Source organism: Labrenzia sp. THAF191a (genome assembly GCF_009363335.1).
Taxonomy (GTDB): Bacteria; Pseudomonadota; Alphaproteobacteria; order Rhizobiales; family Stappiaceae; genus Roseibium; species Roseibium algicola.
This window is the reverse complement of sequence record NZ_CP045333.1, coordinates 3,793,542-3,815,857: the sequence shown is the minus strand read 5'-3', so window position 1 is coordinate 3,815,857 and position 22,316 is coordinate 3,793,542. Positions and strand designations below refer to the sequence as shown.

Here is a 22,316-nt window from a genome sequence, read left to right as displayed (position 1 = left end):
CTTTGTTGCAGATAGCTGCGCTTGACGCAGGAGGCCGCAGGCTGTTCTCTTCCGCGGTTTCGTGAAAGGGCTTGGAGGTCTTGAAGATGGCGCATGCAGCTTATGTGTTCGATGCGTATGGAACCTTGTTCGATGTTCATGCCGCCGTCCGCAAACATGCGGAGAAGCTTGGACCGGATGCCCAGAGACTGTCGTCGCTCTGGCGGGAAAAGCAGCTTGAATATTCCTGGGTGCGTGCCCTCATGGGCAAGTATCTGGACTTCTGGGAACTGACCCAGCAAGGCCTGGACACCGCATTCGCCCTGGTGCCTTCTGCTGACAAGTCGTTGCGCGAAGATCTTCTCAGCGCCTATTGGGAACTTGATTGTTACCCGGAAGTGCCGCAGGTGCTGACCAACCTCAAGGCGACCGGCGCTAAAATCGCAATCCTGTCCAACGGGTCTCCGGCCATGCTCGAAGCTGCCGCCAAGGCCGCCGGATTGACGGAGCTTTTCGACGAGATCTTTTCCGTCGACGCGCTTCGAACCTTCAAGACCGACCCGCAGGTCTATGAAATGGTCACGACCCATTTCCGGATCTATCCGGAAGAAGTTTCCTTCCAGTCGTCAAACCGTTGGGATATTGCCGGCGCTACCGCATTCGGTTTCCGTACCGTGTGGATGAACCGGATGGGCATGCCTGACGAATATCCGGATCTTTCTCCAAAAGCGGTTCTGGCAGATCTGACAGGGCTCGCCACACTCGGCTGACCTGACACGTCTTCCCTTAAGGAAGATGAGACAGCGTCAGTTTAGAGCTTCTCTATTTTCAAAACAGTTCCGGCCATTTTTTCCAAAAAGGAAAAGATGTTTTGAGCGTCCGGCAAGGTTGCAGGATTCTGTAAGTGTAATATCCTTCCCGTGGTTGGGAGGAAAAGAAGAGCGACAGACTTCCTCGAGGTCATCCCGAACCAGTTACAAAACAACTGCTTAAGAACACAAACAGCTGGTTTGTCTCCGCGAAGAAGAAGGGGCGTTGAAACACTCCCCGCGCGAGCGCTCATTTGCTCCCAGACCTATTTGGGAGGATACCATGAAACAACTTACGACACGCAGGCAGGCCCTGCGGACGCTCGCAGGTGCCGGCACGGTCGGAGCAGCGACACTCGCTGCGCCGCATATCGCTTCGGCACAAGGTCAGACGACGACCTGGAAAATCCAGACGTCCTGGCCAGGCGGTGCCGGTTTGCAGATCTTCAAGGACTGGTGCGCGACCATTGCCGAAAAGACAGGCGGGGAGCTCGCCTTCCAGCCATTCGGCGCCAACGACGTCGTGGGCGATTTCCAGCTGTTCGACGCCGTCAAGAACGGCGTTCTGGACGCGGTCAACCCGTTCACGATCTATGCGCAGGGCATCATCCCCGCGGCCACCTTCCTGACGAGTTATCCGCTCGGTATGCGCAACCCGCACGAATGGGACGTGTTCTACTATTCCCTTGGCGGTCTCGAAATCGCCCGTGAACTCTACGCGGCACAGAACATGATGTTTGTCGGACCGGTGCATCACGGCCCCAACATCATCCACTCCAAGGTGCCGATCCGCTCCATCGATGACTTCCGCGGCCGCAAGATGCGCCTGCCCGGCGGTATGGTCGCCGAAGTCTTCACCGAGATCGGCGCGGAAACGACGGTGCTTCCGGGATCGGAAATCTTCCCCGCACTTGAAAAAGGCACCATCGACGTCGCCGATTATGTCGGTCCGGCGGTCAACTATGCCCTCGGCTTCAGCCAGGTCACCAAATACATCTCCATGGGCCCTCCGGGCTTCATGTCGCTGTATCAGCCGGTCGACCTGATGGACATCACCGTCGGCATGGATGCCTGGAATGCGCTCAGCCCGCAGATGCAGCAGTTCGTCGAGATGGAAACACACGTCTATTCCGACATGCACCATGCAGCCATCCAGAAGGCAGACCAGGAAGCCTGGGCGAAGTTCGAGGCCGACGGCACCGAAATCACCCGGCTCAGCCAGGACGATGTCGAACTGATGACCGAAGTCGCCGTTCCGATCTGGTTCAACTATGCGAACCGGGACAAGGACAGTGCGCGCCTCTTCAAGATTCAGCTCGACTACATGATGTCCGGTTCGCTCGGCTACGTCACGCCGGAGCAGGTCGAAGGCCTCGAACTCGACCTCTGATCCCAGACGACGTCTCGGGAAACGGACCCGCGCGGCCAGCCACGCGGGTCCTGTTCAACTCAACAGGGGCTTGTTTCCCCTGGGGAAGGGAGAGGCATGCCTCATCTGGACTTTACCCTGCCGCATTGGGCCTATTGGCTGGGGCTGATCATCTTTCCGCTGATCGCCGCTGCCCTTGCCAAGCGGCCTAAGCCGACTGAACGGCGCTACTCGCTGGTGCTCGGCTATTTCATCCTTGTCACCGGCGGCATCCTGGGCCTGCATCGTCTTTACCTGAAAAGCCTGATCGGGCTGGTCTATATCCCGGTGTTCGTGCTGATCCTCTACGCCAACGCACAAAGTCAGGATGCGCGCGCGGTCGTCTCGGACATGGCCAACGCAGTGCGACAGGCGGAGCGGACGCTCGAGCGCGAAGGCGAAAGAGTGAAAACCGCAGAGGCCGATCTTCCTGCCTTGCGCCAAAAGCTCGCCGAGGCGGAAGCGCAGGCCGAAGAAGGCAGCTTTGCCAAGCGCCGCGCGGAACGGGATGTCCAGCGCGCCGAACAACGTGTCGAACAGGGCAAGACCCGGGTTGCCGAGGCCGAGGCAACTCTGGAGACCGCCCGCCCGGCTGCCGCAACAGCTCGCGAAACCCTCGATTTCTGGGGCAATGTTGCCAAGTACGCCTTCTGGCTCCTGCTTGCAGGTGTGGCGGTCGACGCACTCCTCCTGCCCCGGCTGGTTTCCAAAGCAAACGAGAACCTGCCACCGGATCCGGAACTCAGCGAGGCGGAAAAGAAGCTCAAGGAGCTGGAAGAAGCCGAGCGCAAGGACGATGCGGATCACATCTCGTCCGGCTGGACCGGCTGGATTGACCGGCTCTCGCTCTACTGTGGCGAGTTTGTCAGCTACTGGGCGGTGATCGCCGTTCTTGTCTATTACTTCGAGGTCATGAGCCGCTACGTCTTCGGCAGCCCGACCAACTGGGCTCACGAGGCGATGTACCTCATGTTCGGCATGCAGTACCTGATCGCCGGGTCCTACGCCATGCTGACGGAATCCCACGTACGGGTCGATGTCTTCTATGCGCCGCTCTCGCCGCGCCGCAAGGCAATTGTCGATCTGCTGACATCCGTCTTCTTCTTCATCTTCGCCGGCACCCTGCTGGTGACCTCGTGGATCTTCGCGTTCGATGCCATCGCGGTTCCCTCCGGCAACTCGCTGGTTTCTGACTGGGCGCGCGGTGAAATCGGCTTCAGCGATGTCGTTGCAAGCTGGAACCTTGCCCAGTGGACCGATCCGAACATCCGCTGGGGCGAAATCAGCTTCAACGAATGGGAAGTGCCGCTCTGGCCAATGAAGTGGGTCATGGTGCTCGGCGGGTTGCTGCTGGTGCTCCAGGGAATTTCCAAATTCGCGCAGGACATCCGCGCAGTGATGGGCAGGGCTTGATCCATGGGACTTGAAATCGGAATCGAGTGGCTGACACTCATCATGTTCGGCTCGCTGCTGGTCCTCTTGATGGCAGGGCTGCCGCTGGCCTTCGTTACGGGAGGGCTCGCCTGTGTGTTCCTGTTCGTCCTGGGTGACGAGCGGGCGCTCAACATCGTGCCGTCGCGCATCTTTCCGCTGATGACAAACTACCAGCTATCGGCAATCCCGCTGTTCATATTCATGGCATCGATGCTGGAACGGGCCGGCATCATCAACGACATGTTCGATGTCATCTACAAGGTGCTTGGCGGCGTGAAGGGCGGCCTGGCGGCTGCCACCATCATCGCCTCCACCGTACTGGCAGCCATGGTGGGTGTCATCGGGGCGGCTGTGGTCACGATGGGCATCATCGCCCTGCCCGCCATGCTGAAGCGAAACTATGATCCGAAGATCGCCATGGGCTCGATCATGGCCGGCGGAACGCTTGGCATCCTGATCCCGCCTTCCATCCTGGCGATCATCTACGCTGTCGTGGCCGAGCAGTCCGTTGGTGAGCTCTTCATCGGCGCGGTCATTCCCGGCCTGCTGCTGTCCGGGCTCTACATCCTTTATGTGATCGTCAGCTGCATGATCGATCCCAGTAAAGGCCCGCCGATCCCGGAGGAAGAGCGTATTCCGTTCAAGGAAAAGGTCCGGCTGCTGTCGAACATGTCCGCTCCGATCGCGCTGATCGTGATCGTGCTGGGCGTGATCTTCACCGGCGTCGCAACTCCGGTGGAAGCTGCCGGCATCGGCACCTTCGGCGCCATCGTCGTGGCCGCCATCCACCGCAATCTCGATTGGCAGACACTGCGCGAAGCCTCCCTGACCACCCTAAAGGCTTCGGCCATGGTGATCTGGATCATGTTCGGGGCGACCATTTTCGTTGGTCTCTATGTACTGGAAGGCGGTCAGCAGTTCGTGCAGGGCGCACTGGAAGCCACCGGCCTCGGCCCATGGGGCATTCTGATCATCATGCAGATAGTGCTTGTCGTCCTGGGCATGTTCCTGGACTGGGTCGGTATCCTGCTCCTGTGCGTGCCGATCTTCGTGCCGATCATCAAGGCGCTCGGAGCAGCCTCCTTCGGGCTCGACAGCCCGGACGATCTTGTGCTGTGGTTCGGTGTTCTCTATCTGGTGAACATGCAGATGAGCTTCCTGTCACCACCGTTCGGCTACGCGCTCTTCTACCTGCGAGGCGTTGCACCGGCGGACATTCCGATGACAGACATCTTCAAGTCCGCCCTGCCTTTCCTGGCACTTCAGGTGCTTGGACTGGCATTGTGCATGCTGTTCCCCGGACTGATCACCTGGTTGCCGAACCTGGTCTACGGATAGCAGAGCTCACATAGACAAAGGGAAACGGCTGCGCTCAGTGGGAAAAGCGCAGCCGTTCCATGCTGCCGGACACATCAGTCCGACAGGGTTGGCTTGTCAGGAAACAGATCAGAACGAACGGGAGAGCCCGATCATGAGCCGGTGGTTACCGGCCGTCCGATCTACTTTCACACCGCCATATCTGGCCTTCTCGTCCAGGATCCCGGTCATCGAGTAGTCCGCCCTGAGATGCCACGCATCCGTTACCGCAACCTCGACACCCCCGCCGATCACCGGACCAACCGAAACGGAGTTTCTCTCCGTCCCGTTCGCCTTGAGGCTATGTTCTGTCGCGGCAATACCGAGGCTGAGATAAGGCATGACGTTGTTGATCGGCACGCCGACCCGGGCCTTGGCATTGATCGTCCACTTGGATCCTGTCTCGATGGTGCCCAGCGTCGGATGGTTGCCTTTTTCACGGCCGCCGAGATAGGCCGCACCGCCTTCCACACCCAGGACGAAGCGGGAGACTTCCCAGTTGTAACCGCCGAATAGACCGAACGCTGCGTCGACCCGTGAAAAATCCTTCGATCGACCGCCTGATTTGACGTCTGTCACGGTCTGCGAAACACCTGCCTCAAAGCCGAGATAAGGCCCAGCCCAGAGCGACTGAGGCGCTTGCGAATAGACAGGAGCGTCAAAAGTCTCCAGATCGGCGGCACTCGCCCCAACGACAAGCACACCAAGAACGGCGCACAGAACCAGCGGCTCCAACAGCCAGTGGCTCCGCAGAACACGCCTGATCACACCGGGGCGTTGCCTGGAGCGACCGCGCCCGATGGCCGGCGGCGCACGAAAAACATAATTGGCAAAGGAACTTACCATCAGTGATCTCACTTCATGTATGACAATCTCATCGCCTCACAAATTTAAAAAATTAATGTAAAACGATAATTTAAAAATTGATTGCAATAATTTTTTTGTCAATAGCAATGTTTTTGAGTTTGTGTTTTCCCGACAGATGAACTAGATACGATGCCGCAATGACATGATGCGGAGTAACCGATGAGCGAACTTGAATGGGCGGAACGGGAGAAGCGACTGACGCGGATCCGGCGTGTATCCGCATTCATGAAATGGGCCGTCACCATCATCCTGTTGATCCTGCTGGGTCTGGGCGTGGTCGTCACGATCGGTATCGCCTTGCCGAACGAGTTGATGATCGGTGCGCAAGAAACATTTGATGTCGCCGATACCGAACGCATGCTGGGTGACATTCCGCAGGTGCAGCGCATCGGAATATCCATACTGGCAGCCATTGCCTTCAGTCTGCTGCTGGCGGTGGGCTGGAACATCCGCCAGGTCTTCAAGCGGTTTCAGAAGATGGAGTTCTTCTCGCCGAAGACGCTTGCAAACGTGTTTTCCTTCGGCATCTGGCTTATCGTGTTCGCGGTCTTCGACCTGATCAGCGATCCGATCGGCTCGGTCCTCCTGACCTATGACTTTCCCCCGGGCCAGCGCACCGTCGACATCAGTCTGGACGGTGGCGAGATCTTCTTTCTCGTCCTTGGTGCCTTGATGTTGCTGTTCGGCTGGATCCTTCGCGAGGCTGCTCTTATTGCAGACGAGAACCAGCAGTTCATTTGAGGTGGACCATGGAGCGTTGCGAATGCTGAACATCAATGGCGTTGCCTGCCCCCGGCAACTCGGCCTCATGCACGGTGGCACCGAGGTGGGCAGATGTCTTCAGCCCCCGCACCTTCTCTCAGCCTTTGCAAGCAACAAGGCTCCCGGTCATCCACGGCCAGTCGCGTTTGTACGCCGGAAGCTTTCACAAGAACAAAGGATTGTTGACGCCGTGGCTGATGGCAGTGAAATATCAGGCATGATTCTCGGGACACTCATGCCTTGCTCATCTCTCTCTTCCGTAAGGCCGTCCAGCTCGCAGAAGAAAATCGAAAAATAAGCAAGCGACAGCGCCGGGGGTCCCTTCATGCCCATCATCATTGAACTGGACGTAATGCTCGCCCGCAGGAAGATGCGGTCCAAGGAGCTTGCCGAACGCATTGGCATAACCGAGCAGAACGTTTCGCTGCTCAAGTCCGGCAAGGTGAAAGGTGTCCGTTTCGAGACCCTGGAAAAGATCTGCGACGTGCTCGACTGCCAACCCGGCGACATTCTGATTTACGAGCCTGAAAAAACTCCGGAAGATTAGACAGAAACAAGCCGCCGGAACCACAGAAGTGCAGCCAAGGCCGCACCGATCCAGATCAGTAGAACCAGTACTGCCGCGATTTTGCTGGCAGGCAGCTTTTCCGATCTCCTGTCAGCTTCCACCCGGCAGTCCTCCATCACCTGCGGCGGAATGAGCTTCACCACCAGGTAGATGCCGAGCGGCACAAGAAGCAGATCGTCGAGATATCCGATCACCGGAATGAAATCCGGTATCAGGTCGATGGGTGACAGAGCGTAGGCCGCAATCGCGATGGCCAGGGCCTTCACATACCAGGGTACCCTCGGATCCCTTCCAGCCAGATAAAGGGCATGGAGATCTCGCTTGATGCGCTTTGCCCAGGTCTTGATGGTGTTCCTCAGCATGTCAGCCCGCGTGAATTGGAAACAGCCCTTGCGACACGGCAGGCCCTGGGTGGTGTCGACCGGAAGGCCATCCGCTCCGGAACGCCTTCCAGTCCTGCGCAAGCTACGCTGCCTAGAACATCCTCCGTAATTTCAACAGGTCCGACGGAGCGAGCGGTCTTCAGCCATGACGCGATCAAATTCCCCCCTTGAAGGCCGGCCGGTGCCTGCAACAAGAGCGCGGCTGCGATCAGGCAAGCTGCTCAATCTGGACAGCACGCACCTGAGCGAATGTACGCTTTACGACCTTGAGAACGGCGACATTGGCATCGTCGTTCAGGACCCGGACCTGCCGGTGCCGGACCGGGTGCTGATCGACGACGACAAGGAACTGACCCGGGTCTTTACGGAAATCCGTTGGCGCATGGGTCCTTACCTCTTCGGCATGTACCTGGAACCACCGGTCCCGGTGAGCAAGTTCCAGGATACCTGACAACTGCCGACACGGGCCCTATTCAGCTGCTTCAGCGGAGCCATATCCCAATTGCTCGTTGAGTTTGCCGATCAACCCGATGGCCGCTTCCGCAATCACGGTTCCCGGTGGGAAGATCGCCGCCGCCCCGGACTTGTAGAGTTCGTCATAATCCTGCGGAGGCACGACACCGCCAACGACGATCATGATGTCTTCCCTGCCTTCTTCCGCCAGCGCCCGCCTCAGAGCCGGCACCAGTGTCAGATGGCCCGCCGCCAGCGATGACACGCCGACCACGTGAACATCGTTTTCGACCGCCTGGCGGGCAGCTTCTTCCGGCGTCTGGAACAAGGGCCCGATATCAACGTCGAAACCGAGATCGGCGAACGCCGAAGCAATCACCTTCTGACCGCGGTCGTGTCCGTCCTGGCCCATCTTGGCGACCAGGATACGCGGTCGGCGACCATCGTTGTCTTCAAAGGCTTCCACCAGCTTCTGGACTTTCTCGATGGTTCCGGACATGGCTCCGGCCTCCCGTTTGTAGACACCGGCAATCGACTTGATCTCGGCCTTGTGCCGGTCGAACACCTTCTCCATTGCCAGGGAGATTTCTCCCACGGTCGCCTTGGCCCGTGCGGCCTTGACCGAAAGATCCAGCAGATTGCCGTCACCGGATGCGGCACATTGGGTCAACGCTTCCAGGGCGGCCTGGGTCTCGGCCTCGTTGCGCTCTTCTCGCAGGCGCTTGAGCTTGTCGATCTGGGCGGCGCGCACCTGGGCGTTGTCGACCTTCAGGACGTCGATCGCCTGTTCGCTTTCCGGCTTGAACTTGTTGACGCCGACCACGGTTTGCGCACCGCTGTCAATGCGCGCCTGTGTCTTGGCGGCCGCTTCCTCGATCCGCAGCTTCGGAATGCCCTTCTCGATGGCCTTCGCCATGCCGCCAAGCTCTTCCACTTCGCGGATGTGCGCCATGGCCTTCTCCGCAAGGTCTGCCGTCAGCTTCTCGACGTAATAGGAACCGCCCCAGGGGTCGATCACCTGCGTCGTGCCGCTTTCCTGCTGCAGAAACAGCTGCGTGTTGCGGGCGATACGTGCGGAGAAGTCGGTCGGCAGAGCCAGCGCCTCGTCCAGCGCATTCGTGTGCAGCGACTGCGTATGCCCCTGCGTTGCCGCCATGGCTTCCACACAGGTTCGAATGACGTTGTTGAAGACGTCCTGTGCCGTCAGTGACCAGCCGGAGGTCTGCGAATGGGTGCGCAGCGACAGGGATTTCGGGTTCTTCGGCTGGAAGTTTTCTTCCATGAGGGTCGCCCAGATCAGGCGCGCGGCACGCAGCTTGGCAACTTCCATGAAGAAGTTCATGCCGATCGCCCAGAAGAAGGACAGCCGCGGTGCGAACTGGTCGATATCCATGCCGGCGGCGACACCGGCGCGGGCATATTCGATGCCGTCGGCGATCGTATAGGCCAGCTCCAGATCCGCCGTCGCCCCCGCTTCCTGCATGTGGTAGCCGGAAATGGAGATCGAATTGAAGCGCGGCATGTTCTGGGACGTGTATTTGAAGATGTCCGAGATGATCCGCATGGAGTGCTTGGGCGGATAGATATAGGTGTTGCGGACCATGAACTCCTTCAGAATATCGTTCTGAATGGTGCCCGAGAGATCCTTCTGGGCAACGCCCTGCTCTTCCGCCGCCACGATGTAAAGCGCCAGCACCGGCAGCACTGCGCCGTTCATGGTCATGGAGACGCTCATCTTGTCCAGCGGAATGCCGGAAAAGAGCGTACGCATGTCATAGATGGAATCGATCGCAACCCCTGCCATGCCGACATCACCCGAAACACGCGGATGATCGCTATCGTACCCGCGGTGCGTGGCAAGGTCGAAAGCCACCGAAAGGCCCTTCTGACCGGCGGCAAGGTTACGCCGATAAAAGGCGTTTGAATCTTCGGCCGTTGAAAACCCGGCATACTGGCGCACTGTCCAGGGCTGCTGGACATACATCGTCGGGTAAGGACCGCGCAGAAACGGCGGCAGGCCCGGCCAGGTATCCAGATGTTTCAGTCCATCAAGATCCTTCGCCCCATAGACAGGCGGCACAACGATGTCTTCCGGCGTTTGCCAGCTCTCCTGCGAGCCGGCGTCCGCAGCCTTCACGATTTTCCGGAACGGCTTGTCAGCGAAATTCGGGATCCTGCTCATGATTGGACCTCCAGATCTTTCGGCTCGACCCCTTGTTGGGTCTCCAGCCGGTCAAATGCATCCTTCAAGAGTGCAAGCAGGTCGCACCCGGCAAAGACGAAAGCGTCCACACCGGCTTTGCGATAGGCATCTTCCCGGTCTCCCGGGCGTCCTGCAAGGTAGAGGTAATCCACCCCTGCCGTTTTGAGGGCATGAGCTGCCTCTTCCGCCTGCGCCTCGTAAACATCGTCCGTGGAGACGAGACAGGCAAGCATCGCCCCGCTTTGCCGGAAGGCCTCAACAAGATCTTCAAGAAAACCATAAACAGCCGGTCCGACGGGTTTCAACCCACCCGCCGCAAAGGCGTTTGCCGTCCAGGTGGCTCTGGCCGAGAACTGGGCGAGGCTGCCGAGAGACGCCAGGAATACCGCTGGTGTTGTCGACGCGACCTGCTCTAAGGCTTCTGACCTGCTACGAAGCTGCTCGAAGGGCTCCGCTATCCGGGCCGTTTCCAGCTTCGGAAGGGAATAGTCGCGCGGCAGAAGGTCAAGCCGCATGCCCAGCTCGTTCAGGGGCACGCCCTGAAGGGCCAGCTTGCGCAAGGTCGCAAAGCGCTCTCCGTCTCCCGGTTCCGGCAGGTCTTCACGCGGTGCGCTCACGCCTGCAAGATCTTCTTTGCTCGATTTCAGCACCGCGACAGGCTTCTCAGCAAGGTCTGGGAACTCGCTTACGCCGGTGATAGGACGCTTTCTGGTGGCGATGTTCTTGGCAAGACCGGTCCTGGCAGCCCCGATGCGATCATGCACGAGACCCGTGCGCACCGCCTCGAACAGGCCGCCGGCCGCCTCGATTTCCTGGAAGAGGCACCAGGCGGCCTCGCAAACTGTATCCGTCCGTTCTTCAATGGCGCCAGAGCCCGCGGCCGGATCGGTCACTTTCGCGAGGTTGCTTTCTTCCAGAAGGATAGACTGCGTATTGCGCGCCAGCCTGCGGGCAAAGCCGTCGGGCAAACCGACAGCCAGCGTATGCGGCAGGACACAGACACTGTCTGCACCACCAACACCGGCTGCAAAGGTTGCCACCGTATTGCGCAGAAGATTGACCCAGGGATCCCGGCGGGTCAGCATTCTGTAGGAAGTCGACATGTGGAGCGGCAGAGTTGCTTGCGGCAGTCCTGCACCGTCCAGTACCGACGCCCAGAGCGAGCGGATCGCGCGGGCCTTGGCAATGGTTCCGATCTGGTCGGCTTCCGCGATCAGGCTGAAGGAAATTCTGTCAGCCCATTGTTCGGGCGCCAGTCTCGTGCCTTCCAGCAAGCGCATGTGAGCTGTGGCGGAAGCCAGAACAAGCGCAAGCTCCTGCGCAGGCGTTGCGCCCGCTTCGTGCCATATGCGGCCATCGGCCTTCATTACCCGTGCCGGGCTGCCAAAATCTTGCGCTGCGACCACCAGATCGCGGAAATGCCTGTAGGCGTTTTCCATGTCGGCAAGTGCGACGCCATTGACTGCCACCCAGCCATAGGGATCGATCCCGGCCGTCAGGTGAACACTTGCAGGATCGATCTTGCGCTTTTCGAGCAGTGCCAGAAGGGAGGCGAAAATCTCGACATTTTCCCGCCCCGCCTCAAAGCGCAGGTCAATCAGATCCAGTTCGACGTCTTTCAGGAGGCGGTCGACACCGGATAGATCGTCGACCCGAATGCCGTCGCCGTATGATGCGGCAGCACCGCGGAAAACCAGGTCAAGGCCGCTCGCGCCACCCTCCAGATCTTCCAGAATTTGTGCGTTTGCGGCGGCAGGATCGGGAATGTCGATCCGCTGAACCACGGACCAGTCACCTGCGGCAGCCCGCAGGGCGCGCGCCGGACTGTCTGTTCTGCGCTCATAAAGCGGCGCGATATCCAATCCGTCTTCGGTTTTCCCGTAAAGCTTCTGCCGGGTACTCCCCTTCAGGGCCTTGTCGACGGCAGCCCACCAGGCCTCCGCGTCGGCAGAATAAAAACTTTCAGGTCCAGTAAAGCTGTTCGGCATCGCACGTACTCCCTGGCCCCGTTTTAGTCCCTGGTCCCGAAGCTTGGCAACTCAGCAGAATGGGTAAGGATTTGAAGATCACAAGGTCTCGGACAGATGAATCAGATGAAACCGGGAGCCAGTTCCGACTTGCGATTCGCTCGTAGAATTAATTAGACGTGTGAAATAACAATTTATCTACAAATTGCGTTTTTCGACTTACACTTACGAAGACGTTAAACACTTCTCAGAAAGACAATTTGGCCTCTTCTAGGCGCCAACTTGTCAATTTTTTGGCGGAATAAGCTAAATTTGCCAGTTTTCCCTATTGGTACGATCATCAATTGTATTGTAGCGTATAGCTGCTGACGCATGGGAAATTCTACCCTCATAAGAAATGCGCGGCGTCCGGATCCGACACTTACCTGAATAGGTTCGGCGGGAACGGATTTCACCCATCAGCGGATGTTCCGGCTCGCGTACGGACGCCCGCAAAGACGCGGCCACCCAAGCCGCAAAGGATGTGCACAATGCTTGATCAAACGGAATTGAAGAGCAAGCTGAGAGCAATCTCGGAAGCAAATGCCGCCCATCATGTTCTCGATATTTTGGAATCGAACCTTCGCCGCATGGGGGCGACGCATATCCTCATTACCGGCCTGCCGATGCCGAACCGCCCGATCGACAACCTCGTTCAACGGTTCCGGTGGCCCGATCAACGCAACGACGGAATTGAAAGCACTTCGCTTTCTGCAAATGACAGCGCCTTGATGCTTGGCCTCGGCTCCAACCGGGCTCGCGTCTGGACAATCTCCGCCGGTGATATGGAACATTCCGACCTTCTGGCGTCAGCCGGGGAAGGAAGTCAGGTTCTCGTCATCCCGGTAACGGAACTCTATCCTTTCCAGGCATTCGTGTTTGCAAGCGGCCCTGCTCTTCAGGTCAACAAATACGATCTTTCCAACCTGGAAGCTCTTGCAGCTGCCGCCTTCTCGCGCCTGCGCGAACTCGGCGTGATTTCCGGACAGCGACCGGGCGCATTGTCGACCCGTGAGCGCAAGGTTCTGGAACTGACGGCCTATGGCAAGACCGCCGGAGAAATTGCAGACGTGCTCGACATCTCCCAGCGGACCGTCCACGCTCACCTGCAGAATGCCAGTGTCAAGCTGAACGCTTCCAACAAGACCCACACCGTGGTCGAAGCGCTTCGTTACGGCCAGATCAGCGTGTAACGCTGCTTCTAGAGCCAACAGCTTCCAGGGGCTAACAACAGGCGCACTTCGGTGCGCCTTTTTTGTTCTGGCGCGGCTGCAAAACAACATGCGTCAGAGGAGACCCCGCCAGGCACGCACGCCGGGCAACAACGTCAAAATGCCAATCGCCAAAAGGAAAAGGCGCGCTTTCCGCACGCCTTTTTTGTCATTTCAATTTTCGGCTTGCCGACCTCAGTAGGTCATCATCGGCGGCAATTCCTTGGCCTGATCGACCCATTTGGTAACCTGGCTTTCACTCGGCACCTGGCGAACGAGCTTCTTGGCTTCGTTCACTTCCTGCATCTTCTCCGCCAGGTTGGCGGCATTGCGATGCTTCAGTTCCTTCACCGTGTCGACGCCGGCAGCTTCCAGGAGTTCGGAATATTCCTCACCAACGCCGCTGATGCGCATCAGATCCGCCATGTTGGCCCATTTCAGGATCCGCTTGCCGTCGATGCCGGTTTCTTCTTCCAGCGCCTTGCGACCTTTCGGGTCCTTCGCACGCTCCAGATAAGCTTCCGTTGTCTTGATGCCGACTTCACCCAGCTTTGCAGCATAGGTTGGGCCGATACCTTCGATTTCATCGATGGAATAAGACATGCGCTCAGAACTCCCTAATCAACCGGCAACCGAACCTGGGACAGTCAGACGATCTGGCTCAGTCCCGGAATTTGTGAAACCACTTCATTCACAACATCGTCCCCTGCTTTTTCCTTAGCATAGGACACGAGTTCTTTGACAACACTTTGCACGCCATCCATGTCGAGGCCCGCATTTGTCAATTCATTGAGTGCCGCCATGGCCCCCATGCCACCGCCCATCATGCTTCCAAGACCGCTCAAGAACCCGCCGCCGGAACCGGCTTCCGCACGCGCATCGACAAGATCCTTCGCTCCAGGCAAAGCATCGAAGATGAGCTGCATCTTGTCTTCCGGACCTTCCTTGTTCAAGAAGCCCAGAATGATGCCGATGGCGTTCTTGGCGACATCTTCCTCGATGCCTGCTGCCGCCATGATCCGCTGGATGAGCTCGTCCATGAAAATCTCCTGATCAAATGACTGACGCCCTGTCATCCGGCGTCCGTTTGGCTTCTCTATACAAGTCTCGAGGTGCCCGCGTCGATGGGCAATGTCTTTTCTGCTCGACTATGCCGCATGCAGCCCGCAGGCTCGTCCAATGCCGCCTGGCAACAGAAAGTTTCAATCTGGCCGTGAAAGGCTCTAGGCTGCGGTAAGATGCAGGGATTCGGGGGTAATCGTGACGGTAAAAGACAGTATTTTCATCGGTGCCAGCACCAGGGAAGAAACCCTCACGCTCAAGCTCGCAAACCGCCATGGCTTGATTGCCGGAGCAACAGGCACCGGCAAGACCGTCTCACTGCAGATCCTTGCCGAAGGCTTTTCCAAGGCCGGTGTTCCCGTGTTCTGCGCCGATATCAAAGGCGACCTGTCCGGACTTGCAACCGCGGGCGTTTCCAAGGACTTTCTTGAAAAACGCGCCAGCGATGTCGGGATCGCCGACGAGTACACCTATGAAGCCTTCCCCGCGGTGTTCTGGGACCTGCTCGGCGAACAAGGCCATCCGATCCGCACCACCGTTTCCGAGATCGGGCCCCTGCTCCTTGCCCGACTGCTGGAACTCAACGATACGCAGGAAGGTGTACTGAACGTCCTGTTCGAACTGGCCGACGATGAAGGCCTGCTGCTGCTGGATCTGAAAGACCTCAGGGCAATGCTTGCCCACGTGGCAGAACGTGCCTCCGAGCTTTCCACGATCTACGGCAACGTTTCCAAGGCGTCCGTCGGGGCCATTCAGCGCAGGCTCCTGGTGCTGGAGCGCCAGGGTGGTGAAAATTTCTTCGGCGAACCGGCCCTCGACATTCGTGACTTCATCCGCACCGCGCCGGACGGCCGGGGCGTCGTCAACATCCTCGCCGCCGACAAGCTCATGTCCGCTCCCCGGCTCTATGGCGTCTTCCTGCTCTGGATGCTGTCGGAACTCTTTGAGGAACTGCCCGAAGTCGGTGATCCGGAAAAGCCGAAGCTGGTGTTCTTCTTCGACGAAGCCCACCTTCTGTTTTCCGATGCTCCCAAGGCACTTATCGAGAAGGTGGAACAGGTAGTCCGGCTGATACGTTCCAAGGGTGTCGGCGTCTATTTTGTTACCCAGAACCCGCTGGACGTACCGGAGACCGTGCTTTCCCAGCTCGGCAACCGCATTCAGCACGCCCTGCGCGCCTTCACGCCGCGCGACCAGAAGGCTGTCAGGGCCGCTGCGGAAACGTTCCGTCCCAACCCGGATCTCAACACCGAACGGGTCATCACGGAACTCGGTGTCGGCGAAGCACTGGTCTCGACCCTGGAAGGCAAAGGCATTCCCTCCGTTGTTCAGCGCACGCTGATCCGTCCACCCTGCTCCCGGCTCGGTCCCGTCACCCAGGCCGAACGGCGGGCCTTGATCCAGTCCAGCCCCGTCTTTGGCACTTACGAGCGCACCCGCGACCGGACGTCGGCATACGAAGTCCTGATGGGACGCGCGCAAGAAGCGCAGAGACAGGAACAGCGGCGCCAGGAAAAGGAAGACAGCTACGCCAGGAAACATGGCGAGCCACGGCGCTCGCGATCCGGTTTCCAGTTGCCCGACTTCGGACGCGATGACAGGCCGCGTCAGGAAAGCCGGGAACGGCGCAGCAACCGCCGTGGCCAGCGTGACACGGCCCTGGAAGCCGGGCTCAAGTCCGCAGCCAGAAGTCTCGGCTCCTCGCTCGGCCGTGCGCTGGTTCGGGGCCTGCTCGGTTCGTTGAAAAGAGGCAACTAGACAAAGCGATGCCGGCAACCGCGGCCCAAAATCTGGAGACCGAGCGCAAGGCGCTTGTCATCGGCAAATGGGCCAACCTGTTCATGGCCGCTGCCGGCCTTGTGACCGCCTGGGCATCCCGGTCCGACGCCATGCTGGTGGACGGGCTGTATTCGGCCGTCAATTTCATCTCCGCCATTGCGGCCGCTCGAATCGGGGCAAGGGTAGGCCTGCCACCGACACGCTCCAGACCCTGGGGACACGATTTCGACGAGGTGCTCTATGTCACCTTCCGGAGCCTCATCCTCATTGGCGTGCTGGTCTTCGCAGCCTTTGTCTCCATCTCGAAAATCTGGACCTTCTTTTCCGGAGGCGTTGTCCCGGAACTGGTGTTTGGTCCGATCGCGGTCTACGCAGTCGTCATCGTCAGCATCTGCCTGGGCCTTGCATTCAACTTTCACCGTGCCTACCGGAAAACCGGCAAGCGCAGCGCCATCCTGAAGACCGAAGCCCGCGCCGCTCTCATCGACGGCGCGCTCAGCGTCGGATCGGGCGCAGCCCTTCTGTCGCTGCCCTATCTGGAAGATACGGTTCTCGGACCATTTGTCCCGATCGGCGATGCGGTCATCGTTCTGGTGTTGATCCTGGCGATCATCTGGCAGCCGCTTTCGACCTTCCGCACGACGCTGGCAGACCTTGCCGGCGTCAGTGCCCCCAGCAGCACCTATGCCAAGGTCGCCCGGGCAGCCCGCGACCTTGCCCGCGAAAAAGGCTATCGCCTGCATCGGGCAGCTGTCCTTCAGGCAGGGCGCATGCATTGGGTGGCGGTCTATCTCGATCCTGAAAAACCCGTTCGTGCCGAAGACATAGACGCGTTCCGCGACATTCTCTCCGCCCGGCTGGAAGATGTCATCGGGCCTGCAAGGGTGGAAATTGTCCTCACCGCAAGCGATTACACCAATCCGGTTCAGGAGTGATGCGCCACCCCCGTTTTTCCCCTGAGTAACAGGATAGTTACCCCTTCCCGTTAAGGCTGCAATTGAAACAACGGCAGACGGGGCAACATGCGTTACCGAGTAAACCGGCCACAACCGCAATACAAAGCTGAGTGCTTGCAGCAGCGCCGCTTCGGTTCGGCTCTGCAATTGCTTTTCCTGCTGTCCCTGATTGCTGTTCTCCTGGCCGGAGCGCCGATAGCCCGTGCACAGGAGCCCGGCACTGCTCCCACCAGTACGGAAGAACGGGCAGGATCACTGGATCAAAATCGGGTGGCACGCGCCCGGGAGTACCTGCGCGACAACCCGATTTCTCCACCCGACACGTCCAGTCCGCGTGCGACACTGGAAAGCTTCGTCTACATCATGAACGAAGTGAACACGCTCTGGATGTCGGTGCGGGACACTTATGATGACAGCAACCGGTTGTTCCTGTCGGACAGCGAAGAGGAAAAACTGGTTCTGGTACGTGCGCTTCTTTCAAAAGCCGCGCAGACTTTCGACCTCAGCGGCATTCCCGTGACTTCCCGGGAAAATGCCAGCGTCGAGATTGCACTGCAGCTTCAGGAGATCCTGGACAGGATCCCGGCGCCGCTTTTCGAAGACATTCCCGGCTCGCCTGCAGGCAGTTCGCGAAAGCCCGGCAACACGGCGGAATTGCCTGACCATTGGACCATTCCCGGCACCAGCATCAACCTGCTGCGTCAGGATGAAGGGGAACTGCGCGGGCAGTACCTGTTTTCCAGATCCTCCGTCGAGCGCATTCCCGAAGACTATGCAGTTGTACGGGTTCTGCCCATCACCGCGGACCGCGGAGAAGACCTCTTTGAATACTACATCTACACACCCGGCAACCTGATTGCACCGCTCTGGTATGACGTCATTGAAGCAGGGCCAGACCTGCTCCAGTATCATTTTGCCGACCAGGCATTTTGGCAATGGCTGGCGCTTGGCGGACTTCTCGTTCTCTACGCGGTCGTGTTCGGATATTACGTCCGCTGGCGCAGGTGGCGTGCGGTCTCCGTGAACGAAGGAACCCGCATCGTCCACGCGATCCTCAATCCGGTTGTGGTGATCCTTGCCGCAAGTCTCTTCCGCTATGTGTGCGAAGACCAGATCAACATCACAGGCATGCCTTTGGTGGCAGTCGGCACGTCGATGACGGCCATCATCTGGTCGGCGACTGCCTGGATGGTCTATCAGCTTCTGCAGCTGTTCTACGTCTGGTTTTCCAGCAGTGCCGGGGCTGCAAGAGACGGACTAGACGTCAGCCTTCTGCGCACCGGCTTCCGAGTCTTCTCCCTTGCCATCGCGCTGATCGTGCTCGGGTATGGCGCAACCCAGATCGGTATTCCGATCTACGGCGTCATCGCAGGTCTCGGCGTGGGTGGTCTTGCAATTGCCCTTGCCGCCCAGCCGACAATTGAAAACCTGATCGGCGGTATCATTCTTTATGCTGACCGGATGGTGCGTGTCGGCGAGTTCTGCCAGTTCGACGATCTGGCGGGCACCGTGGAATCCATCGGCATCCGTTCAACCCGTATCAGGGCGCTCGACAGAACACTCATCACCGTTGCCAATGCCGATCTCGCCAAACGAAAGATCATCAACTACAGCTACCGCGACCAGTTTCACTTCCGACACAAGCTCAAACTGCGGTATGAGACGAGCCCGGCATCGCTGAAGCGCGTTCTGGCAGCGATCCACGACTATCTCCTCGCCCACGAAAAGGTAATCGAAGATCCCCTTCGCGTGCGTCTGATCGGTTTAGACGACTACGCTGTCACGGTCGACGTCTATGCCTATGTGCAGGCGGCTACGGTCGCAGCGTTTCAGGAAATCCAGGAAGAGCTGCTCTTCGGCATAAGGGAGATCGTCGAGGCCAACGGATCTGAAATCGCCTATCCTTCCTCGACCGTCTATCTGTCGCAAGACAAGGGTCTGCAGGACGAACAGACGGCCGGTGACGCAGCACCTGCCACCGGCGAGAAAGAGATCCAGGCCGCCTGATGGATCGGCGGCCGGCGCTTTGCCGGCCGTCTTCTGCTTCCTGAATAAGCAATTGCGCAACGCGCGCCGATATGGCCTGTTAGGGCCTTCTCACATTGCCCGAGTCCATCGGGCCTGCTCCTATCTGTTCAAAAATTCAAGGATCCGTCATGAGTTCCATCGACAAGGTCTTGGCGCGCATCGATGCCAATCTCGACAACAGCCTCGACCGACTGTTCGACCTCCTCAAGATCAAGAGCATTTCCACCGACCCTGCGTTCAAGGCTCCGTGCCGTGAGGCAGCTGAATGGCTGGCAAGAGAACTGAACGACATCGGCATTGAGGCATCGGTACGCGACACGACCGGCCATCCGATGGTTGTCGGTCATCGCAAGTCCGGCAAGCCGGGACCGCATGTCCTTTTCTACGGCCACTACGACGTTCAGCCGGTCGATCCGCTGAACCTGTGGAAGCGCGACCCGTTCGACCCGGCCATCGAGACAAAGCCGGACGGCAGCAAGATCATCGTTGCTCGCGGTTCCGCCGACGACAAGGGCCAGCTGATGACCTTCGTCGAAGCGGCCCGCGCCTATCTCGAAGAAACCGGCGACCTGCCGATCGACGTGTCGATCCTGTTCGAAGGTGAGGAAGAGTCTGGTTCTCCGTCGCTTCATCCGTTCCTGGAAGCCAACAAGGACGAACTGTCCTGCGATCTCGCGCTCGTGTGCGACACCGGCATGTGGGACGCTGAAACACCGGCTATTTCCATCATGCTGCGCGGCATGGTCGGCGACGAGATCATCGTCAAGGCAGCCAGCCGCGACCTGCATTCCGGCTCCTATGGTGGCTCGGCTCAAAACCCGAACCACATCGTCGCCTCGATCATTGCCGGCCTGCACGATGAAAACGGCAAGGTGACCCTGCCCGGCTTCTACGACGGCGTCATCGACATGCCGGAAGAAGTCACCAAGATGTGGGACGAACTCGGTTTCTCGGTCGAGGAATTCCTCGGAGATGTCGGCCTGAAATATCCGCGCGGTGAAAAGGACCGCATGCCGCTTGAACACCTCTGGACCCGCCCGACCGTTGAAGTGAACGGAATGTGGGGCGGTTACCAGGGTGCCGGTTCCAAGACGGTGATCCCGGCCGAAGCACATGCCAAGTTCACCTTCCGCCTTGTCGGCGATCAGGACCCGGACAAGGTCCAGGAAGCTTTCCGCGCCTACGTGCGCTCGAAGATCCCGGCAGACTGCACGGTGGATTTCATTGCCAAGGAAGGCAGCCCTGCCCTCAGGCTCGACTTTGCGATGCCTGCGCTGGAAAAGGGCAAGACAGCCCTCAAGGCGGAATGGGGCAAGGATGCTGCGCTGACCGGCATGGGCGGTTCGATCCCGATCGTGGGTGATTTCAAGCGCATGCTGGGTATGGATTCCCTGATGATCGGCTTTGGTCTGGAAGATGACCAGATCCATTCGCCGAACGAAAAATACAACCTGACCAGCTTCCACAAGGGCATCCGTTCCTGGGCCCGGGTTCTGGACGAGTTGGCCAAAGACTGACCTTGAAGATGACACGCGGGCCCACGGGCCCGCGTGTCATGGATCGAACACGATCAACATGCCTGAGGGCAGAGCCTGCCACCTCAGCGACCGGAGAACAGACATGAAATCCATTTGCGTCTTTTGTGGCTCCAGCTACGGCGCTCTCGAGGCATATGCGGATATTGCGCGCGAAACGGGACGCGTCATCGCCGAAGAGGGCTACACGCTTGTCTATGGCGGCGCCAAGGTCGGCCTGATGGGCACCGTTGCCGACGCGGCACTTGAAGCCGGCGGCAAGGTGATCGGTGTGCTGCCGCGATCTCTTCAGGACAAGGAAATCGGCCACGAAGGATTGAGCGAACTGCATCTCGTGGATTCCATGCATGAGCGCAAGGCGATGATGGCAGACTTGTCCGACGCCTTCATAGCCCTTCCGGGCGGCGTTGGTACGCTCGAAGAAATTTTCGAAGTCTGGACCTGGGGCCAGCTCGGTTATCACAAGAAGCCCTGCGGTTTCCTCAATGCCGAAGGCTATTACGATCACCTGATCGCCTTCCTCGATCACCAGACAGACCAGGGTTTCACCAAAGAGGTGATGCGCGACATGGCGCAGATCGCCAGTTCTCCGCTGGATATGATCCGCCAGTTCGAAAACTATACGCCCCCTTCCGCACCCAAATGGATCAATCGGGACGAGACCTGACCAGTACGCTGAAACGCAAGCCTTGATGCCCCTGCGGCAGTTGCCTGCAAGCTTCGGGAACTGTCCACAGGGGGCATCGCTCTCTTTGCAAACAAGACGTTACTTGGTAAATCCCGTATCGCTTCTGCGCAATTCGGCGCAGCCCAATCAGCCCGAGTATCATCATGCGTCTAACTGCTATCGGTTTTGCCTGCCTTTTCGCACTTACGGGAGCGGCCTGCGCACCGACGGCGGATCTGGACGGCACATCCGGGCGCCTGGTGCGGACATCCAACATCACGCTGGTGCAAATCGCTGAAGATCATGTCGGCGGCATTACCGGTGAAACCCAATACGGCCAGAAAGCCATTGAGGCAGCCCTGCCCGGCTTCACCACCGAAGGCATTCAAACCGCCAACGAAAACTCCACCGAGTGGGCGCTTGCAGCTTTCAACAGTGACGGCTTTCAGGTGCTGCAGGTGTTCAAGGGTCAGAACGGCAAGGTCCGCACCGTCCACGGTGTGACACACCACCTGCAGGGCCCGAACGGCGAACGGATCGGCATGACCTTTTCCGAAATCGGCTCCTCACGCGCCGACTGCCGCGTCGGCCAGAACCTGTGGCGTGGCATGGCGATCTGCCATTCCGATGGTCATCCGAATGTGGAACTGGTCTACGCGATCCCGGGCTACGACGGCCCGTTCGACCGCCTTCCGGCCGAAAACGACCTGTTCGATGCACAGCTCCAGCGGATTCTCTGGACACCGAAGAGCTGACGGTTACGCGGCCGGCCAGGTTCATTCCGACAGAACACCCCCAATTTCCCCCTCATCCTGAGGAAGCGCGAAAGCGCTGTCTCGAAGGATGGGCG

Annotated in this window: 20 protein-coding genes; 14 read left to right on the top strand and 6 right to left on the bottom strand. The window is 58.9% G+C overall.

Annotated elements, in window-relative coordinates; all coding sequences use genetic code 11:
* Positions 1–86: 86 nt before the first annotated feature.
* The 4 genes from FIV05_RS17515 (at position 87) to FIV05_RS17500 (ending at position 4,968) form a co-directional block, all read left to right on the top strand.
* A complete protein-coding gene (locus FIV05_RS17515) occupies positions 87–749 on the top strand; it encodes a haloacid dehalogenase type II (protein WP_023000980.1) in 663 nt (220 codons plus the stop codon).
* Positions 750–1,071: 322 nt separating this feature from the next.
* On the top strand, positions 1,072–2,178 hold the full coding sequence (gene dctP / locus FIV05_RS17510) for a TRAP transporter substrate-binding protein DctP (RefSeq protein ID WP_023000978.1): 1,107 nt from the start codon (positions 1,072–1,074) through the stop codon (positions 2,176–2,178).
* A 96-nt stretch (positions 2,179–2,274) separates the two neighbouring features.
* Positions 2,275–3,609, top strand: a complete 1,335-nt coding sequence (locus tag FIV05_RS17505) for a TRAP transporter small permease subunit (RefSeq protein WP_152510449.1) — start codon at positions 2,275–2,277, stop codon at positions 3,607–3,609.
* Positions 3,610–3,612: 3 nt separating this feature from the next.
* The gene (locus FIV05_RS17500; RefSeq protein WP_152510448.1) at positions 3,613–4,968 is read left to right on the top strand and encodes a TRAP transporter large permease subunit; all 1,356 of its coding nucleotides are present in this window, start codon (positions 3,613–3,615) and stop codon (positions 4,966–4,968) included.
* 108 nt (positions 4,969–5,076) lie between these two features.
* Here FIV05_RS17500 and FIV05_RS17495 read toward each other — a convergent pair whose 3' ends face one another.
* Positions 5,077–5,832, bottom strand: a complete 756-nt coding sequence (locus tag FIV05_RS17495; protein ID WP_152510447.1) for an outer membrane beta-barrel protein — start codon at positions 5,830–5,832, stop codon at positions 5,077–5,079.
* A gap of 180 nt (positions 5,833–6,012) precedes the next feature.
* Between FIV05_RS17495 and FIV05_RS17490 the strand changes: the two genes are divergently transcribed.
* A complete protein-coding gene (locus FIV05_RS17490) occupies positions 6,013–6,594 on the top strand; it encodes a hypothetical protein (RefSeq protein WP_023000974.1) in 582 nt (193 codons plus the stop codon).
* A gap of 346 nt (positions 6,595–6,940) precedes the next feature.
* Positions 6,941–7,162: a helix-turn-helix transcriptional regulator gene (locus FIV05_RS17485; protein ID WP_023000973.1), complete on the top strand. Its 222-nt coding sequence runs from the start codon at positions 6,941–6,943 to the stop codon at positions 7,160–7,162.
* Here the strand turns inward: FIV05_RS17485 and FIV05_RS17480 are convergent.
* Complete coding sequence (locus tag FIV05_RS17480) at positions 7,159–7,545, bottom strand: YkvA family protein (protein WP_152510446.1); 387 nt, start codon at positions 7,543–7,545, stop codon at positions 7,159–7,161. The two genes, FIV05_RS17485 and FIV05_RS17480, sit on opposite strands and share 4 nt — an antisense overlap.
* A 202-nt stretch (positions 7,546–7,747) precedes the next feature.
* Here FIV05_RS17480 and FIV05_RS17475 point away from each other — a divergent pair, with 202 nt between their 5' ends.
* On the top strand, positions 7,748–8,017 hold the full coding sequence (locus tag FIV05_RS17475; RefSeq protein WP_077292599.1) for a hypothetical protein: 270 nt from the start codon (positions 7,748–7,750) through the stop codon (positions 8,015–8,017).
* Positions 8,018–8,035: 18 nt separating this feature from the next.
* Here FIV05_RS17475 and scpA read toward each other — a convergent pair whose 3' ends face one another.
* Together scpA and FIV05_RS17465 are read right to left on the bottom strand one after the other, a co-directional pair.
* Complete coding sequence (gene scpA, locus FIV05_RS17470; protein WP_152510445.1) at positions 8,036–10,201, bottom strand: methylmalonyl-CoA mutase; 2,166 nt, start codon at positions 10,199–10,201, stop codon at positions 8,036–8,038.
* Positions 10,198–12,210, bottom strand: a complete 2,013-nt coding sequence (locus FIV05_RS17465; RefSeq protein WP_152510444.1) for a methylmalonyl-CoA mutase subunit beta — start codon at positions 12,208–12,210, stop codon at positions 10,198–10,200. Before FIV05_RS17465 ends, scpA begins: the two co-directional genes overlap by 4 nt.
* Positions 12,211–12,719: 509 nt before the next feature.
* On the opposite strand from FIV05_RS17465, the gene FIV05_RS31905 reads away from it, so the two are divergent.
* Positions 12,720–13,421, top strand: coding sequence for a helix-turn-helix domain-containing protein (locus tag FIV05_RS31905; protein WP_006939443.1), 702 nt, complete (start codon positions 12,720–12,722; stop codon positions 13,419–13,421).
* 213 nt (positions 13,422–13,634) lie between these two features.
* Here the strand turns inward: FIV05_RS31905 and FIV05_RS17455 are convergent, their stop codons facing one another.
* Positions 13,635–14,042 carry a DUF4332 domain-containing protein gene (locus tag FIV05_RS17455; protein ID WP_023000968.1) on the bottom strand — a complete coding sequence of 136 codons (408 nt, stop codon included), beginning with the start codon at positions 14,040–14,042 and terminating at the stop codon, positions 13,635–13,637.
* A 44-nt stretch (positions 14,043–14,086) separates the two neighbouring features.
* The gene (locus tag FIV05_RS17450; RefSeq protein ID WP_055656631.1) at positions 14,087–14,479 is read right to left on the bottom strand and encodes a DUF2780 domain-containing protein; all 393 of its coding nucleotides are present in this window, start codon (positions 14,477–14,479) and stop codon (positions 14,087–14,089) included.
* A 220-nt stretch (positions 14,480–14,699) separates the two neighbouring features.
* Here FIV05_RS17450 and FIV05_RS17445 point away from each other — a divergent pair, with 220 nt between their 5' ends.
* The 6 genes from FIV05_RS17445 to FIV05_RS17420 all read left to right on the top strand — a co-directional run bounded on the left by FIV05_RS17445 (position 14,700) and on the right by FIV05_RS17420 (position 22,221).
* Entirely contained in the window at positions 14,700–16,259 is a 1,560-nt protein-coding gene (locus FIV05_RS17445; protein ID WP_152510443.1) for a helicase HerA-like domain-containing protein, read from the top strand.
* An 8-nt stretch (positions 16,260–16,267) separates the two neighbouring features.
* The gene (locus FIV05_RS17440; protein ID WP_152510442.1) at positions 16,268–17,215 is read left to right on the top strand and encodes a cation transporter; all 948 of its coding nucleotides are present in this window, start codon (positions 16,268–16,270) and stop codon (positions 17,213–17,215) included.
* A gap of 135 nt (positions 17,216–17,350) precedes the next feature.
* Entirely contained in the window at positions 17,351–19,243 is a 1,893-nt protein-coding gene (locus FIV05_RS17435) for a mechanosensitive ion channel family protein (protein ID WP_209009692.1), read from the top strand.
* Between the two features lie 149 nt (positions 19,244–19,392).
* Positions 19,393–20,781, top strand: a complete 1,389-nt coding sequence (locus tag FIV05_RS17430; RefSeq protein WP_152510440.1) for a dipeptidase — start codon at positions 19,393–19,395, stop codon at positions 20,779–20,781.
* 103 nt (positions 20,782–20,884) lie between these two features.
* On the top strand, positions 20,885–21,466 hold the full coding sequence (locus FIV05_RS17425; protein WP_152510439.1) for a TIGR00730 family Rossman fold protein: 582 nt from the start codon (positions 20,885–20,887) through the stop codon (positions 21,464–21,466).
* A 164-nt stretch (positions 21,467–21,630) separates the two neighbouring features.
* Positions 21,631–22,221, top strand: a complete 591-nt coding sequence (locus FIV05_RS17420) for a DUF1131 family protein (RefSeq protein ID WP_023000961.1) — start codon at positions 21,631–21,633, stop codon at positions 22,219–22,221.
* The last annotated feature ends 95 nt before the right edge of the window (positions 22,222–22,316 follow it).